This window comes from Floricoccus tropicus (assembly GCF_001832905.1).
GTDB lineage: Bacteria > Bacillota > Bacilli > Lactobacillales > Streptococcaceae > Floricoccus > Floricoccus tropicus.
The window spans coordinates 216,873-231,744 of record NZ_MKIR01000012.1 but is presented as its reverse complement, the minus strand read 5'-3'; the positions used below and the strand labels follow the sequence as shown (position 1 = coordinate 231,744).

Below are 14,872 nucleotides of genomic sequence, written 5' to 3'. Positions count from 1 at the left end.
AAAATACTTTATAAGGTCTGCCAACTTTTGTGTATATAGACTTATCATCTACATAATGATGTTCCTTAAGATATTTTGTATACTTATTCACTGACGCATAGATGATTCTTAATAAAATCAAAAATATTTTTTCTATCTCTACATGTCAATATTCTATGGGAGGAACAGGTGACGTAGCAATTCTAAGTACAGCTGATAGAATGAATTTGATGCCTTTTGCTCAAGTAGCTACACGATTAGGTGGAGCAATAATTGTTATTAGCATGACTGGGATATTAAGAGTAATATTTTAAGTAGTATAATATAATTAAAGGAGAAGAAAATGACAAAAGATGTTAAAGCACTAGCAATTGAACAAGCAAAAGAACATGGTGGGAAACTAGAAGTTGTTCCTAAAGTAAAAATTGATAACAAAGAAGATTTAAGTATCGCTTATACTCCAGGAGTTGCAGCGGTTTCTATGGAAATAGCTGGTGATAAAGATCTAGCATATGAATTAACAACAAAGAAAAATACCGTAGCAGTGATAAGTGATGGTTCAGCAGTTCTAGGATTAGGAAATATTGGTCCAGAAGCTGCTATGCCAGTAATGGAAGGGAAAGCTGCACTATTTAAAAGATTTGCAAACGTTGATTCAATTCCACTTGTCTTAGATACACAAGATACAGAAGAAATTATCTCTATCGTAAAGGCACTTGCTCCAACTTTTGGTGGTGTTAACCTTGAAGATATTAGTGCTCCTAGATGTATGGAAATTGAACAAAGATTAATTGAAGAATGTAGTATTCCTGTTTTCCACGATGATCAGCATGGAACTGCAATCGTTGTTCTTGCGGCTGTCATTAATAGTTTAAAGCTTATCAATAAAAATATTGAAGATGTAAAAATTGTTGTAAATGGCGGAGGTGCTGCTGGACTTTCAGTTGCAAGAATTTTCCTAGAAGCTGGCGCAAAGAACCTTATTGTAGTTGATAAGGTGGGAATATTAAATGAAGAAGATGGAGATAAATTACCGCCACATCATTTAGACATCTCAAAATTGACTAACAAAGACCATATATCAGGTGATTTACATAAAGCACTAGAGGGTGCAGATATCTTTATTGGAGTATCAGCTCCAGGCGTTCTGAAAAAGGAATGGATTAAGGATATGGATGACAAACCAATTATTTTTGCCATGGCAAATCCAGAACCAGAAATTTATCCAGATGAAGCACTCGAGGGTGGAGCTTATATTGTAGGTACAGGTAGAAGTGACTCTCCAAATCAAATCAATAATGTATTAGCATTCCCTGGTATCTTCCGTGGAGCCCTTGATGCAAGAGCTAAGAAAATTACAATGGCAATGAAAATTGCTGCTGCCCAAGGCATTGCAAGCCTTATCCCTGCTGACGAAATTACAACAACCTATGTAATTCCAGATGCCTTCCAAGAAGGAGTTGCAAAAGTAGTAGCAAAATCAGTAATGGATGCGGTTGAATAAGAAAAAAACAGTCTATTAAAAGAAATGAATATAAAATGAAAAAGACCAATCGGTCTTTTTTTACGTATTATAATATATCAAAGAGTTTTCCAAATATAGCTTAATACCAAGTTAATTACCACAAAAATCATAAATACAAATGCCCAATTTGTTTTATTTATTGAAATGAGGGTATAGGTCACTATTGAAAATAAGAGTAGCTTGAGAATTATCAATTGCATACCATCAAGACGATGTGATGATTTTGGTGCTAGATAAATCCACCAGACAACAATAAACGTCAGTGGAATAATGATTCCTAGAGCTATTGATATTAATTTACTTGAAGACAAGTTAAAACCCCAGTAAGCTAAAACTATTATAGAAACTAATTCTAATAAAAATGCAAATCCATCATTTAATAATTTCATACATTTTATTTATTAAAAAGCGATAAGTATTGACCATAACCCTGACTTTCAAGGTCTTCTACTGGAATAAATTTTAGTGCAGCAGAATTTATGCAATATCTTAAACCACCAAGTTCTTTTGGTCCATCATTGAATACATGTCCCAAGTGAGAATCAGCTTCTTTTGACCTTACTTCAATTCTTTCCATTCCATGACTTTGGTCACGTTTTTCCTTAATATCTTTTCTATCTACTGGTTTTGAAAAGGCAGGCCATCCACATCCAGCATTAAATTTGTCCATTGAAGTGAAAAGTGGTTCTCCAGAAACAACATCAACATACAATCCTTCTTCGTAGAAATCATCATATTTACCAGTAAAAGGAGCTTCAGTTGCATTTTCCTGAGTAACAGCATATTCTGTAGGACTTAAACGTTTGATTAATTCTTCTTTGTTATTTTGCATTGTGTTACCTCCTGTTATTAATCTTATGATAGCAAAAGATATGTAGTTTTCCACTTAATATGTTTTTAAAATTCACACATTACAGTTAGATTATCATTATATCAACTTAAAATTTCATGTTTATATCGATAAAGTTAATTACAATAAAGAAACAAATTCCAATAATTCCTAAAACTAATAGAAAAAATGAAATAAATTTCAAATATGTATCACTAAAATCAAAATCAATACTAAGTAACGAGCGGTCTTTTTCTACACCCAGTTTATAAGACACTAGAATAATAGATATTGAAATAAGTATTCCAGATATACTAAAAAGTAATTTACTTTTAAAAAAAATCTCTAAAAAAAATCCAAGTAACCCACATAACATTGGGACAAATATCCAATCTTTTTTCATTTCTGTACCTTCCTTTTTGATGTTTGAAAAATAAGTATAATCGGTAATAATTTATTTATGTCATAAAATAATTTTGTAAGTTTATTTTAGTACAAAACTATAATAAAAGAAAACAATAGATTGATTTTTTGAGCTTTCTTGGTCTTATAATAAAAATATTATTAATTCTAATTATCATTCTTAAAGAATCTTTCAAAAATGCTATAATATAAATAACAGTCTTGGCGTGTGCCAATAGTTAGGAAGTATATATGTTTTCACTAATTAGATATGCAAAAAAATACAAAAAACAAATAATACTGGGCCCTTTTTTTAAGTTTCTTGAAGCTGTATTCGAACTTTTCTTACCACTTTTAATGGCAGTCATGGTCGATGAGGGGATTTTGAAAAATGATTGGTCAAAAGTTCTCCAAATGACCTTTTGGATGATAATTTTATCTATTGCAGGACTTGTGGCAGCAATTGTTTGTCAATACTATGCTTCAATTGCTTCGCAGGGATTTGGGACAGAAATCAGAAATGAACTGATGAAAAAGATAAATAAATTGTCCTATAAAGAGATTAATGAATTTGGAACAGATACCTTGATTACAAGGATGACTAATGATATTAATCAACTGCAATTAGCGATGGCAATGTTTATTCGTCTTGTTATAAGAGCTCCGTTTTTATCAATTGGTTCAGTAGTCATGGCTTTTTACATTGACTTTCAGATAGGACTAATCTTTTTAGCCCTTCTTCCCATTTTTTGTGTTCTTCTATATTTCATTATTAAAAAGTCCATTCCCCTTTATGCCAAAGTACAAGCAAAGCTTGATAGATTAAATGAATTAGTTAATCAAAATCTATCTGGTGTCAGGGTAATTAGAGCTTTTGCTAGAAGAGATACTGAAAAGAAGAACTTCAATGAAGCTACTGATGATTTATCAAAGGAGTATTTACGTGTTACTAATATTTCTGCTCTTTTGAGCCCAGCAACAACTTTGATTATGAATATTGGAGTAGTGGCTGTATTTTATATTGGTGGTTATAAGGTAAATATAGGTAACTTACAACAGGGACAAGTATTGGCCTTGGTTAATTATATGAATCAGATGCTACTAGCTCTTATAGTTGTTTCAGAATTGGTAGTAATTTTTACTAGAGCATACGCATCAAATAATCGTATTGAAGAAGTACTGGCAACTGATATTTCGGTTAAGGAAGCAAGCAATGCTAAGGACGCAAGTGGAGAAGGAGATATTGAATTTGATCATGTTAACTTTAGATTCTCTGATGACTACGGACTTGCTTTAGAGGATATAAGTTTTAAACTTCCTGCTGGTCAAACTTTGGGTATTATTGGCCCAACTGCAAGTGGAAAAACGACACTTACTCAATTAATTTCACGTTTTTATGATGTGTCGGATGGTTCAGTTAAGGTTAATGGCTTAGATGTGCGTGATTGGAAACTCCATGATTTACGTAAGGAAACGTCAATCGCACCACAAAAAGCAGTTCTATTTTCTGGAACTGTAAGAGAAAATCTTCAGTGGGGTAAGGCTAATGCCAGTGACCAAGAATGTATTGAGGCTCTTGAAATTGCACAAGCTTTAGATTTTGTTGAGGCTTTGCCAGATAAACTTGATACTGAAATTTTTGAAGGTGGTAAAAACTTCTCTGGTGGTCAAAAACAAAGACTTGCGATTGCGCGTGCTGTGATTGCCAAATCTAACATTCTAATTCTTGATGACTCTCTTTCGGCTCTTGATTACCAAACGGATTTACAGTTGAGAACAGCACTTAAGAGAATTGATAGTACTTTAATTATTATTTCTCAAAGGTTAAAATCAATTGAAGATGCTGACCAAATTCTTGTTTTAGATAATGGTCGAATGGCAGGATTAGGAACACATGAAGAATTAATAAGAACTTGTAAGTTATATCAAGAAATTGCAAAATCGCAAGAGGAGGAAGAAGATGAAGAATAAAGAAAATAATAATACTTCAGCTCTTAAAAGATTCTTCCCATATATGACTAAATATAAGGTGGAGAATTTTTCAGCAATCATTCTTGGAATTGTATCAGGGATTTCATCTGTTTATATAACTAAAGAAATAGGGCATGCAATTGACCAAATGATGGGAGTTGGTCAAGTCAACTTTTCCAGTCTTGCAAAAATAAGCATCCTATTTTTGATTTTGGTAGTAGTGCTTGCTAGCACACAGTGGCTAATAAAAGTTTTAGGTAATCGAGTAGCTTATCTTTCTGTAGGTGATTTGCGTAAGGATACATTTTCACATCTAAATGATTTGCCACTTAGTTATTATGACAGTACACCACACGGTGATATCACAAGCCGTTTTACCAATGATATGGATAATATTTCACTCGCGGTTTCATCAGTTTATAATCAGGTATTTTCAGGACTTGCAATAATTATTATCGCTCTAATCACTATGCTACGTTCTAATTTAATACTGACAGCTGTCGTTCTTCTTTCAACCCCAATAATTTTTATTGTTTCATGGTTGGTTGCTAAATCTTCACAAGAAAATTTCTCTAAACAACAAGAGATGGTGGGGCAGATTTCTTCATTTATTAGCGAGCGAGTTGGTAATCAAAAGATAGTAGTAGCCTTTGAACAGGAGAAAAATAGTCAAGAAATTTTTGAAAAACTCAATAATCAACTTTATGATAAAGGACAAAAAGCTCAATTTTCTTCATCTTTGACTAACCCATCGTCACGTTTTGTTGACCACTTAGCTTATGTTGCAGTTGGTTTCACAGGTGCTTATCTAATTTTAGTTGCCAAGGCAGATATCACGGTAGGATTGATTTCCTCTTTCACCATTTATGCTTCACAATTCACGAAGCCGTTCATTGAAATTTCAGGAATCATTACACCAGTTCAGACTGGACTTGCTGGCATAGTCAGAGCCTTTTCAATTCTCGACCAAAAACCAGAAACACCTGATGATAATTTGCCACATCTAAATCAAGTAACTGGTAAAGTTGCCTTTGAAAATGTAGATTTTGCATATGTTCCTAGTCAACCACTGATTAGAGATTTTAACTTTTCGGCACAGCCTGGTGAGAAAATAGCAATTGTTGGAAAAACTGGTGCAGGTAAATCTACGCTGGTAAACTTGCTTATGCGTTTCTATGATGTTGATACAGGTGAAGTATCTGTTGATGGTCATGACATCAGACAAGTTACACGTGATAGTTTAAGGTCAAACTTTGGTATGGTATTGCAGGATACCTGGCTTTTTGATGGGACGATTAGAGAAAATCTTACCTATGGTAATGCAGATGCTACTGACGAAGAAGTATACAATGTTCTGAAAGAATCTTACATGTTCGAGTTTGTTGACCGTTTACCCAAGAAACTTGATACAAGGCTTGGAGAACACGGAGTTAAAATATCTCAAGGACAAGCTCAACTTTTAACTATTGCAAGAACCATGTTGAGTAAACCGAAGATGCTTATATTAGATGAAGCGACAAGTTCAGTTGATAGCCTAACAGAATCAAAAATTCAAGATGCTTTTCTAAAAATGATGGAAGGAAAAACAAGCTTCATTATTGCTCACCGCTTGTCAACAATCCGTAACGCCGATAAAATCTTAGTTATGGACAAAGGACAAATTGTTGAAATCGGAAATCATGAAGAATTACTTAAAAAACAAGGTGCTTATTACGATATATATAAAGCACAGTTTGCATCATAAAGAGAACCCCTGAAATCTAAAACAGATTTCAGGGGTTTTACATCTATTCAACATTTAATAAACTCACTGCTTTTTCTATATCTTCAGTATTAAGCCTAATTACCTCAGTATTTCCAAGCTTATATTTATCCATCTCTTCAAATGATACTTGATTTATCAAGCATTGAAGACACATTATTACTGCACTGTGTGTGACGACAAGAATATTTTCTTCTGAATTATTATCTTTAATAATATTTTCGATGGCAGGCAGCACTCTTTCTATTAAGTCTTGATATGATTCACCATTAGGACTTTTTTCTAATCTACGATTATGTAACCAAGTATCAAATTCCTTTGGATAATTTTTTTTAACATCTTTCCAAGTCCTGCCCTCCCAATCACCTAGATTTATTTCTTCAAGTCCAGTCATAATTTGAAAAGGAATATCTACTTCAATGGCAGAAATTTTAGCAGTTAATTCAGCACGTTTCAAAGGGCTTGTATATATTCTTGATATATTAAATTCTACCTTGGATAGACTTTCAGCAAGCTCATGTGCTTGCTTGATTCCCTTACTTGATAGTTCAATATCTTTACTTCCTTGAATTATTTTTTCTTCATTCCACGGTGTGTGACCATGCCTAGCAAAATATAGATTCATATTTTCTCCCTCAAATATTCTTATTAAGATAATTATATCTAAATAAGAGTACTTTTTCATTCAAGATTAAGAAAATAATTTACTATTAAACTACTTATAATTTGCCAGAAAATTCAAAAAAACATAGAATGGTGATATAGAAGAACTTAATAAATTAATATTTTAAGAACGAAAGAGGATGACGATGGCTGAAAGAAAAATGATTCTACAAGGATTTGAGTGGTATTTGCCAGCAGACGGAAGTCACTGGAAAACTCTAGCAGGTAAGGCAGAGGAAATTAAAAATTTAGGATTTTCTGCAATTTGGTTTCCACCAGCAAATAAGGCGTCAGCAGGGATTAATGATGTCGGCTACGGAACTTATGACCGCTATGACTTGGGTGAATTTGACCAAAAGGGAACAGTACCTACGAAATATGGTACCAAAGACGACTATTTAGCAGCTGTTAGAGCCTTTAAGGACCAAGATGTTGAAGTATTCGCTGATATCGTTTTTAACCAAATGCTTGGTGCTGATGAAACTGAAATGGTTTCGGCCACAGCCTATGACGCCAACAATCGAAATGAAGAAATAAGTGGTGAAGAAGAGATTGAGGCTTGGACTAAGTTTACTTTCCCAGGTCGTAACGGTAAGTATAATGACTATGTGTGGACTTGGAAGAATTTTTCAGGTGTAGACTACGACGAACGTACAAAATCTCATGCTATTTTCAACTTCGATGACCGCGGATGGGACCAGGACGTTGATAAGGAAAATGGAAATTACGACTATTTAATGGGTTGTGACTTGGATATGCAGTACCCAGAGACTATTGAGCAGCTTGATGCTTGGGGAAAATGGCATTTGGAGATTACTGATATTGATGGATATCGTTTAGATGCCTTGAAACATATTCAATTTGATTTCTTTGTTGACTGGCTTTTAAATCGTCGTGCTGAAAAAGGTGTTGATATGTTTGTAGTTGGAGAGTATTGGTCAAACGACTTAGGAGCTCTTACAAACTACCTTAATTCATCAGGTAATTTGATTTCATTATTTGATGTGCCTTTACACAACAATCTTTTTAATGCTTCAAAATCAAATGGACAATTTGATATGAGAAATATCTTCTCAAACACACTTGCTGAGACTCATCCAGATTATTCAGTTACTTTTGTTGATAATCATGATACTCAAAAAGGACAAAGTCTTGAGTCATGGGTTGAAGGATGGTTCAAAATTCATGCTTATTCATTAATCCTACTTAGAAAAACTGGTATTCCAGTTGTATTCTGGGGAGACTTATACGGAATTCCATCACAAGGAATTAACCCTGCTGGACAAGATTTAATTGACCTTTTGAAATTACGTGAGAAAATCCATTTTGGAAATCAAATTGATTACTTTGATGATGCCAACTGTATTGGATGGGTTCTTACAGGTGATTTAAATGAACCAGATTCAGGTGTTGCAGTAATTATGACAAATGGACCTGAAAATGAAAAAGAAATGACAATCAGTGCTATTCATCGAGGTAAGACTTTTGTCGACGTATTGAGAAATAATGAAGCAAAAGTAGTACTAGATAATAACGGTAAAGGATTATTCCCAGTAGGCGGAGGACAAGTCTCTATCTATGTACAAGAAGCAGTAGCTCAACAAATATTTAATAGTCAAAAATAAATTAAAAGTACAAGTGAAATTACACTTGTACTTTTGATTTATTCTTTTTTTTCATAATAGAAATAAGTAAATATATCGATGATATTAATTATTGACCATATTATAGAAGCAACAATAAAAATATTGAGAAAAGATATGTTTCGGTTAATGAAATAAAGTAATAAAAATAAGATAGCTATGGTAATAGTTATATTAGAAAAAATTTTATGAGACATCGTTTGTGATTTTAATTTTATTAATTGATTTCTTTCATCATTTTCGTTAATTTTATTTTCTAATGTTCTATTTTTTGAGAACGCATCTTTTATATTTGTAAATCCACATATTAACATAATAATTGGTAGTACTAATGTTTTAATACTTATATTTTTTTCTAAAAATAAAGAAGTAAAAAGCGAAAGTGCTGCTATTACAAATGAAATAATTCCTATTATTAATCCTTTTTTATTGTAAATTTTCATATTTTTTTTCCTCATCTTTCATATTTTCTTCCATACAACAAAGTTCTTCAATGCTTGTATCAAATAATAATGCGAGCTTATAGGCTAAGAATAGAGAAGGTTTATATTTTTCTTTTTCGAGAGAAATAATAGTTCTTGCTGATACTTGAACGAGGTCAGCTAATTGTTGTTGAGTTAGGTTCCTTCTTAGTCGGTATTCTTTTACTTTAGTTTTCATTTATACTCCTTTATACTGAAGTTAACTTCATGTGAAGCTGGCTTCAGTATAAAACATTAATATACAATATACAAGTTAAAATAATAAATTTAAAAAAATATTTTATATTAAAAATATGAAAGAATTTTTACTTTGAGTTAAACGATTTTTAAATACTTTCATTGTAGTGTGTATCTTGAACTGATATAATAATACAAAAATGAAAATGTGAGGTATTTTATTGCGTAAGTCCTTTGATACATTCAAATATATCTTAGAAGGGACATTAAATAATGGATATTGATACAAAGCGATTAAAAATAATTGCACTTACCCCGAGTCAACTGCCTAAACTGGTAAATAATATTTCGAAATTAGAAAGAGAATTAGATTGTTCTTATCAAGGCCAGGTGATAAAAGGCATTTTTAAAAAAATTATTTTAAATCAAAGTTTAAAAGTCAAAGAAAAAGATAATGACTATTTATGGTTAACATTTTGGTTGATTATCAGAAAAGAGGATAAAGTTGTTGTTGGAACCATTGATTTTAAGGATATCCCTAATATCAATGAAGAAGTTGAAATTGGTTATGGTTTAGGAGAATCACATAAGAATCATGGGTACATGACAGAAGCTGTTGAAGCTTTTTGCGCATGGGGAAAACAGCATAAAGAAGTGGAGTATATTATTTCAGAAACAGAAAGCGATAATTTTCCTTCACAACGTGTCTTACAAAAATGTGGATTTATTGAGTACTACAGAGATGAAACAATATGGTGGAAATTATAATTATTTATCATTTTGTGCTATAAGAAGTAGCTCACAAATATGTAATCAAAAATCTCTAGGATTTTAACTCTCTAGAGATTTTTTTTAATAGTTATAGATAAATGATTGGCAAAAGTCTATATCAGTATCAATATCAATGAATTGTTTAATCACTACTTGGTGACAGACTACAGCAATCGAATTAAATCCGCGTTCCTTATAAGAGTCGAGGACGTTTGAAACTCTTTGTTTCACATGTTCTCTTTCTTCGTATTTGAAACTTGCGCCATCAAATAATTTTCCATCATGTTCTAAAAACTCTTTATATGCTTGTTTAGATTGCTCAGCAGTTCCTAATTCAAGTCCAGTAACATCAGGTCTCCATTCATGAAGACCGACAGCAACTTCAAAAGGAATATCTCTGTTTTGTACAAGATAAGCAGCAGTTTGAAGTGCCCTTGTGTATGGAGATGAAACTAGAATTTCAGCACCTTTAAAAAGATTAATATTAGCAGAACATTGCTTTGCAATTTCAATGCCTCTATCGGTAAGCGGGGCAAAGTCCCTTGCAAAACCAAAGTATGATGGAGAAGCTACCTTGCTATAGTCAGGTTCGCTATGCCTAATGAAAAATACCTTCATAAATTATGAAAGTCTCATAAAGAGAATTGGATAAGGATAACCTTGTTCATCTAAATCACTTCGGTTATAAACTTTAAAGCCCATGTGCTCATAAAAACCACGCGCTAAAGGATTTTGTTCATTAACTGTCAACTCGCGAATTTGATAGTTATCAATTCCATGAGTAAGAAGAAGTCGACCATTTCCTTTACCTCGAGCTTCATTAGCTACATATAACATTTTAAGTTTTTCTTTTTCAAGCCCCATAAAGGCAATAAGTAGTCTATCATCATTTTCGACAATTAAAAGTGATGGAATTTCAACAATTGATTGTCTAACATTTCCTTTAATTTCCTCAAGTTCTCTTTGAGATAAGAATAAATGAGTAGCTCTTACTGAACTTTCCCATACCCTGATTAATTCCTGAATAAGGTGTGGCGTTCTATCTTGAATTTCAATAATCTTCATAGTATTACCTCCTAATATAAACTTATTATATCACTATAGAAAGAAATAGTAATTTATAAACTCGTCTAATTTTATAGTTGCATATGCAACTATAAGGTGGTAAAATATCAACAATCAACTATGATATATTACTTAAAATCTTAGCAAGTTTAACCTTATCAGCTTGATTAAGCTCTTTCAAAGAAGAGTTTACATAGTCTCTTTCAAGATTAGCAACAACATTTGCAACCTCACTACCCTTAATAGTAGTAAAAAGTTGCTTGTACTTTTTATTTTCAGAGCCTGTTCTCTTCTCAATATATCCAAGAATCTCAAGCTTTTTAAGTCCACGACTTAGAGTAGTCTTGTCAATCTGAAGAAGATTTGAAAGATCAACCTGATTAAGCCCCTCATTTTCAGCAATTCTCAGCAAATAAAGAAATAGATTATTATCAAGCCCTAAATCACGCACCAAACCGTTCATTTCAGTCGTAGCCTTGCGAGAAATCGAACCAAGTATTCTAAAAAGTTGAATATCATCCATAAGATTTTACCTTCCTAAGTTTTAACCCTATCTTATCATAAGTTCACAAAAAGGAGAATTACATGTGGCATAGTAAAAAATTAACAGAAATCTCAAGTTTAGATTTTTATAAAATAGAAAAATTAAGAATAGACACCTTCGTTGTCGAGCAAAAAAGAATTTTCCATGACCTTGATGACAATGATTTATCAGCCTATCATGTCTACTATAAAAATGAAGAAGATGAAGTCCTGGCTTACGCAAGAATCTTTGAACATGACGGACATGTGACTTTTGGAAGAGTCGTAACAACTAGCGCCTCAAGAGGCTTGGGACTGGGCAAAGAACTTACTCAAGAGTTGATTAAAGTCTATAAATCAAAATGGCCAGATAAGGAGCTGATAATAGAAGCCCAGTCGTATGTTAAAGAGTTCTATCAGAAAAATGGATTTCAAACCTCTGGAGAAATTTTTATCCTTGAAGGAACAGAGCATATAATGATGAAGTATATGGAGGAATAATCTATGCTAGGAATAATTTGTGGTTTATTAGTAATATTATCTGGAATAAGTCTCTTCATAGGAAATATAAATAATTCTGGTAAAAATAAATAATTTTCTTTTCCAATGTTGTATAATTAAAATATCGAATACATTGGAGAAATTATGAAAAGAATAGTAGCAATTATCGGTCTTATTTTATTGATTTTTACATTTGGAATGATGGTATATAGTTTCATCAATCCAGCAGTCGGTAGATACTGGATGGCAATCTTTTTTGCAGTAGCAGTCCTTCTTTTAATATTAATTAGAATTAACAATGGGAGTAAAAAATGATTAGATATGAATCATCAAATGAACAAGATAAGTTAGAGTTAAATGTATTATTTGAAGAAGCAAAGCCATATTTTAATGAAGTGGAAGGAAGGGACCCTCTGCCACCACTAATTGATATAAATGAAATTATCCCAGAAATTCCCAAAGACAGATGTCACTGCCTGAGTATTTTCTACAAAGATAAGTTGGTAGGTTGGATGTGGATATTTGATGAAAGTGATGATTGTTATTACATCCTTCATATGTATATTGGTCTAGAATATCGTCAAAAGGGCATTGCTAAAAAAGTGATTGAGCTTCTTGATGAAGACTATAGAAATAGAGGATTTAGTAGGTCTGAGTTGTTAGTCTCTGGATCAAATTATCAAGGTCTTAAATTTTGGACCGGAGTGGGTTATGATAAAATTACATTTATTGAGGCACCGGAAGAAGGGGCGATTACAAGTTCTGTTGAACTCGGTTTATCCAAAAGTTTAAGATAAAAGGAGAATTAAATGGTTGAATACATTAATGCTAAAATTGAAGATCTAGAAAAAATTGTAGACATTTATAACCAATCTATCCCAGGTAGACTTGCGACAGCAGATTTAGAAGAAATATCAGTTGAATCACGTGTTGACTGGTTCAATGCACATAATCCTGAGACACGCCCGCTCTGGTTAATCAAGGATGGCGAAAAAGTTCTTGGTTGGATTAGCTTATCAGACTTTTATGGACGTCCAGCTTACTCAAAAACTGCAGAAGTTTCAATCTATCTCGATAATAGCGCTCAAGGACAGGGCTTGGGACAAAAAGCAATTGAGTTTGCAGAATCAAATCTTGAAACACTAGGTGTGACAACCTTGCTATCATTTATTTTTGGTCACAATAAAGCCAGTCTTAATCTCTTCAAGAAAAATGGTTTTGAGGAATGGGGTCATCTTCCTCAAGTAGCATTGATGGATGATGTGGAGCGTGATTTGGATATCTTAGGTAAAAAATATGAAGATTAGAAATTATCAAGAAAGAGATTTAAAAGACCTTCCAGCATTATATAGTCAACTAGGCTATCCAGTTAATCAAGAAGAACTTGAAGAAAGGCTTGAAAAAATTCTTAGCGATCAAAGTTATCAATTAATTGTCGCTGAGATTGATGGAAAAGTAGTTGGCTTTGCAGGGATCTGTACAATGTATATGTTTGAAAAAAGTGTTGAATACATTAGAATTTTAGCATTAGTTGTTGATTCTGATTATCGTAAACAAGGTATTGCAGGAAAAATTTTGGATTATATAAAAGAATGGGGAAGAAGTGAAGGACTATTTGCTATGACCCTTAATTCTGGAATAAATTCTGACAGAGAAAATGCTCATAACTTTTATGAAAATTATGGTTTTCATAGGGGGAGCTATGGGTTTAAATTAGAAATCAATAGTCACTTGAAAATAGATTAATATGTCGTTGCGATTTGTACTAACAAGCTTGCTTATTTAAGTACAATCGACATCGAAGCGAAGTCGTAGTGGCTCGTCTTCTCTCTATTTCAATCAACTATAAAAAAATCTAGCTCTGAATAAATCCAGAGCTAGATTTTTAATTTTCTTGGGCGTTTTCTACGGCCTTCATGAAACCACTTGTTAGGAGATCTTCAATGACTTGTGATAGATCTTCCTCACTCATATTTTCGTCTTGAGATGTCCAGTATCTAAAGGTTCCAATTACAATATGTCCCAGAAAATCTTTGATTAATTCAAGTTTTTCGTTGGAAGTTGTTACTTTAATACTTTTATAGAATTGTTGTGATAGTTGATTTCTCAATCTGATTTCAAAAAGTTGATCTCCATTAAAGCTTAAAAGTCTATTGATTATAAAATCAAATTTCTTAAGGTGTCGAAGCATGGAGATGATATTTTGACTATTTATATAACCTTTTCCTTCAATATATATGGCATTTGAATCACGATATTGGTTAATATGTTTAATAACTGCTAGTTCAATTTCATCAAGTAAAGCATATTTATCATCGTAGTAGCGATAAAAGGTGCTTCGATTCACAGATGCCTTAGTTACAATATCATTAACTGTTATCAAATCAAACTTCTTATCTTCCATACAATCAAGTAAGGCTCGCTTGATTTTTCTTTTAGTTATTGTTGCTTTATCTATGTTCATTGCTAATATTCTCCTATATGATTGAACAAATTATAATAAAAATTTAAAAAATAATCCATTATGAGACATTGTGTCTCATTTTGTTCTTTTTTCAAATAGTCATAAGTGTTATATTA

At 32.5% G+C, this 14,872-nt stretch carries 20 protein-coding genes and 1 pseudogene; 11 read left to right on the top strand and 10 right to left on the bottom strand.

What is annotated here, in order from left to right; genetic code table 11:
- Nucleotides 1-134 precede the first annotated feature (134 nt).
- Nucleotides 135-293: pseudogene (locus BG261_RS04765) on the top strand (2-hydroxycarboxylate transporter family protein); the annotation flags it as partial.
- Between the two features lie 29 nt (nt 294-322).
- On the top strand, nt 323-1,483 hold the full coding sequence (locus BG261_RS04760) for an NAD(P)-dependent malic enzyme (protein WP_070792017.1): 1,161 nt from the start codon (nt 323-325) through the stop codon (nt 1,481-1,483).
- A gap of 77 nt (nt 1,484-1,560) precedes the next feature.
- Here BG261_RS04760 and BG261_RS04755 read toward each other — a convergent pair whose 3' ends face one another.
- From BG261_RS04755 to BG261_RS04745, 3 genes are all read right to left on the bottom strand, one after another.
- Nucleotides 1,561-1,893: a YrdB family protein gene (locus BG261_RS04755; protein ID WP_070792016.1), complete on the bottom strand. Its 333-nt coding sequence runs from the start codon at nt 1,891-1,893 to the stop codon at nt 1,561-1,563.
- A 5-nt stretch (nt 1,894-1,898) separates the two neighbouring features.
- Complete coding sequence (gene msrB / locus BG261_RS04750) at nt 1,899-2,336, bottom strand: peptide-methionine (R)-S-oxide reductase MsrB (RefSeq protein ID WP_070792015.1); 438 nt, start codon at nt 2,334-2,336, stop codon at nt 1,899-1,901.
- Nucleotides 2,337-2,442: 106 nt separating this feature from the next.
- A complete protein-coding gene (locus BG261_RS04745) occupies nt 2,443-2,736 on the bottom strand; it encodes a hypothetical protein (protein WP_070792014.1) in 294 nt (97 codons plus the stop codon).
- A gap of 251 nt (nt 2,737-2,987) precedes the next feature.
- Between BG261_RS04745 and BG261_RS04740 the strand changes: the two genes are divergently transcribed.
- Both BG261_RS04740 and BG261_RS04735 read left to right on the top strand, forming a co-directional pair.
- A complete protein-coding gene (locus BG261_RS04740; protein ID WP_070792013.1) occupies nt 2,988-4,706 on the top strand; it encodes an ABC transporter ATP-binding protein in 1,719 nt (572 codons plus the stop codon).
- Nucleotides 4,696-6,450 (top strand): ABC transporter ATP-binding protein, encoded by a 1,755-nt coding sequence (locus BG261_RS04735; RefSeq protein ID WP_070792012.1) that lies wholly within the window; start codon nt 4,696-4,698, stop codon nt 6,448-6,450. The genes BG261_RS04740 and BG261_RS04735 overlap by 11 nt, the downstream gene beginning before the upstream one ends.
- Before the next feature lie 43 nt (nt 6,451-6,493).
- On the opposite strand, the gene BG261_RS04730 is transcribed toward BG261_RS04735, so the two are convergent.
- Nucleotides 6,494-7,093: a histidine phosphatase family protein gene (locus tag BG261_RS04730; protein WP_070792011.1), complete on the bottom strand. Its 600-nt coding sequence runs from the start codon at nt 7,091-7,093 to the stop codon at nt 6,494-6,496.
- Between the two features lie 184 nt (nt 7,094-7,277).
- Between BG261_RS04730 and BG261_RS04725 the strand changes: the two genes are divergently transcribed.
- On the top strand, nt 7,278-8,756 hold the full coding sequence (locus BG261_RS04725) for an alpha-amylase (RefSeq protein WP_070792010.1): 1,479 nt from the start codon (nt 7,278-7,280) through the stop codon (nt 8,754-8,756).
- Nucleotides 8,757-8,794: 38 nt separating this feature from the next.
- Here BG261_RS04725 and BG261_RS04720 read toward each other — a convergent pair whose 3' ends face one another.
- The gene (locus BG261_RS04720) at nt 8,795-9,217 is read right to left on the bottom strand and encodes a DUF2178 domain-containing protein (protein ID WP_070792009.1); all 423 of its coding nucleotides are present in this window, start codon (nt 9,215-9,217) and stop codon (nt 8,795-8,797) included.
- Complete coding sequence (locus BG261_RS04715; protein WP_070792008.1) at nt 9,201-9,434, bottom strand: helix-turn-helix transcriptional regulator; 234 nt, start codon at nt 9,432-9,434, stop codon at nt 9,201-9,203. The genes BG261_RS04720 and BG261_RS04715 overlap by 17 nt, the downstream gene beginning before the upstream one ends.
- Nucleotides 9,435-9,706: 272 nt before the next feature.
- Between BG261_RS04715 and BG261_RS04710 the strand changes: the two genes are divergently transcribed.
- Entirely contained in the window at nt 9,707-10,201 is a 495-nt protein-coding gene (locus BG261_RS04710) for a GNAT family N-acetyltransferase (protein ID WP_070792007.1), read from the top strand.
- A gap of 84 nt (nt 10,202-10,285) precedes the next feature.
- Here the strand turns inward: BG261_RS04710 and BG261_RS04705 are convergent, their stop codons facing one another.
- The 3 genes from BG261_RS04705 to BG261_RS04695 all read right to left on the bottom strand — a co-directional run bounded on the left by BG261_RS04705 (nt 10,286) and on the right by BG261_RS04695 (nt 11,792).
- Nucleotides 10,286-10,822, bottom strand: a complete 537-nt coding sequence (locus BG261_RS04705) for a histidine phosphatase family protein (RefSeq protein WP_070792006.1) — start codon at nt 10,820-10,822, stop codon at nt 10,286-10,288.
- A gap of 3 nt (nt 10,823-10,825) precedes the next feature.
- Nucleotides 10,826-11,269 (bottom strand): GNAT family N-acetyltransferase, encoded by a 444-nt coding sequence (locus BG261_RS04700; RefSeq protein WP_070788677.1) that lies wholly within the window; start codon nt 11,267-11,269, stop codon nt 10,826-10,828.
- Nucleotides 11,270-11,387: 118 nt separating this feature from the next.
- Nucleotides 11,388-11,792 (bottom strand): MarR family winged helix-turn-helix transcriptional regulator, encoded by a 405-nt coding sequence (locus tag BG261_RS04695; protein ID WP_070792005.1) that lies wholly within the window; start codon nt 11,790-11,792, stop codon nt 11,388-11,390.
- A gap of 62 nt (nt 11,793-11,854) precedes the next feature.
- Between BG261_RS04695 and BG261_RS04690 the strand changes: the two genes are divergently transcribed.
- From BG261_RS04690 to BG261_RS04675, 5 genes are all read left to right on the top strand, one after another.
- Complete coding sequence (locus BG261_RS04690; RefSeq protein WP_070792004.1) at nt 11,855-12,292, top strand: GNAT family N-acetyltransferase; 438 nt, start codon at nt 11,855-11,857, stop codon at nt 12,290-12,292.
- A 144-nt stretch (nt 12,293-12,436) separates the two neighbouring features.
- Nucleotides 12,437-12,607, top strand: coding sequence for a hypothetical protein (locus BG261_RS11450; RefSeq protein WP_158007177.1), 171 nt, complete (start codon nt 12,437-12,439; stop codon nt 12,605-12,607).
- Complete coding sequence (locus BG261_RS04685; RefSeq protein WP_070792003.1) at nt 12,604-13,089, top strand: GNAT family N-acetyltransferase; 486 nt, start codon at nt 12,604-12,606, stop codon at nt 13,087-13,089. Before BG261_RS11450 ends, BG261_RS04685 begins: the two co-directional genes overlap by 4 nt.
- A 12-nt stretch (nt 13,090-13,101) precedes the next feature.
- Nucleotides 13,102-13,599 (top strand): GNAT family N-acetyltransferase, encoded by a 498-nt coding sequence (locus BG261_RS04680; protein WP_070792002.1) that lies wholly within the window; start codon nt 13,102-13,104, stop codon nt 13,597-13,599.
- Nucleotides 13,589-14,038, top strand: a complete 450-nt coding sequence (locus BG261_RS04675; RefSeq protein ID WP_070792001.1) for a GNAT family N-acetyltransferase — start codon at nt 13,589-13,591, stop codon at nt 14,036-14,038. The genes BG261_RS04680 and BG261_RS04675 overlap by 11 nt, the downstream gene beginning before the upstream one ends.
- Nucleotides 14,039-14,177: 139 nt before the next feature.
- On the opposite strand, the gene BG261_RS04670 is transcribed toward BG261_RS04675, so the two are convergent.
- Entirely contained in the window at nt 14,178-14,756 is a 579-nt protein-coding gene (locus BG261_RS04670; protein ID WP_070792000.1) for a TetR/AcrR family transcriptional regulator C-terminal domain-containing protein, read from the bottom strand.
- Nucleotides 14,757-14,872: the final 116 nt, after the last annotated feature.

Coding starts and splice junctions, on each gene's coding strand:
- BG261_RS04700 (WP_070788677.1), bottom strand. CDS start 11,269: ATGAAGATTATTGAAATTCAAGATAGAACGCCACACCTTATTCAGGAA.
- BG261_RS04690 (WP_070792004.1), top strand. CDS start 11,855: ATGTGGCATAGTAAAAAATTAACAGAAATCTCAAGTTTAGATTTTTAT.
- BG261_RS04745 (WP_070792014.1), bottom strand. CDS start 2,736: ATGAAAAAAGATTGGATATTTGTCCCAATGTTATGTGGGTTACTTGGA.
- BG261_RS04705 (WP_070792006.1), bottom strand. CDS start 10,822: ATGAAGGTATTTTTCATTAGGCATAGCGAACCTGACTATAGCAAGGTA.
- BG261_RS04695 (WP_070792005.1), bottom strand. CDS start 11,792: ATGGATGATATTCAACTTTTTAGAATACTTGGTTCGATTTCTCGCAAG.
- BG261_RS11450 (WP_158007177.1), top strand. CDS start 12,437: ATGAAAAGAATAGTAGCAATTATCGGTCTTATTTTATTGATTTTTACA.
- BG261_RS04715 (WP_070792008.1), bottom strand. CDS start 9,434: ATGAAAACTAAAGTAAAAGAATACCGACTAAGAAGGAACCTAACTCAA.
- BG261_RS04670 (WP_070792000.1), bottom strand. CDS start 14,756: ATGAACATAGATAAAGCAACAATAACTAAAAGAAAAATCAAGCGAGCC.
- BG261_RS04685 (WP_070792003.1), top strand. CDS start 12,604: ATGATTAGATATGAATCATCAAATGAACAAGATAAGTTAGAGTTAAAT.
- BG261_RS04675 (WP_070792001.1), top strand. CDS start 13,589: ATGAAGATTAGAAATTATCAAGAAAGAGATTTAAAAGACCTTCCAGCA.
- BG261_RS04760 (WP_070792017.1), top strand. CDS start 323: ATGACAAAAGATGTTAAAGCACTAGCAATTGAACAAGCAAAAGAACAT.
- BG261_RS04710 (WP_070792007.1), top strand. CDS start 9,707: ATGGATATTGATACAAAGCGATTAAAAATAATTGCACTTACCCCGAGT.
- BG261_RS04755 (WP_070792016.1), bottom strand. CDS start 1,893: ATGAAATTATTAAATGATGGATTTGCATTTTTATTAGAATTAGTTTCT.
- BG261_RS04730 (WP_070792011.1), bottom strand. CDS start 7,093: ATGAATCTATATTTTGCTAGGCATGGTCACACACCGTGGAATGAAGAA.
- BG261_RS04735 (WP_070792012.1), top strand. CDS start 4,696: ATGAAGAATAAAGAAAATAATAATACTTCAGCTCTTAAAAGATTCTTC.
- msrB (WP_070792015.1), bottom strand. CDS start 2,336: ATGCAAAATAACAAAGAAGAATTAATCAAACGTTTAAGTCCTACAGAA.
- BG261_RS04720 (WP_070792009.1), bottom strand. CDS start 9,217: ATGAAAATTTACAATAAAAAAGGATTAATAATAGGAATTATTTCATTT.
- BG261_RS04725 (WP_070792010.1), top strand. CDS start 7,278: ATGGCTGAAAGAAAAATGATTCTACAAGGATTTGAGTGGTATTTGCCA.
- BG261_RS04740 (WP_070792013.1), top strand. CDS start 2,988: ATGTTTTCACTAATTAGATATGCAAAAAAATACAAAAAACAAATAATA.
- BG261_RS04680 (WP_070792002.1), top strand. CDS start 13,102: ATGGTTGAATACATTAATGCTAAAATTGAAGATCTAGAAAAAATTGTA.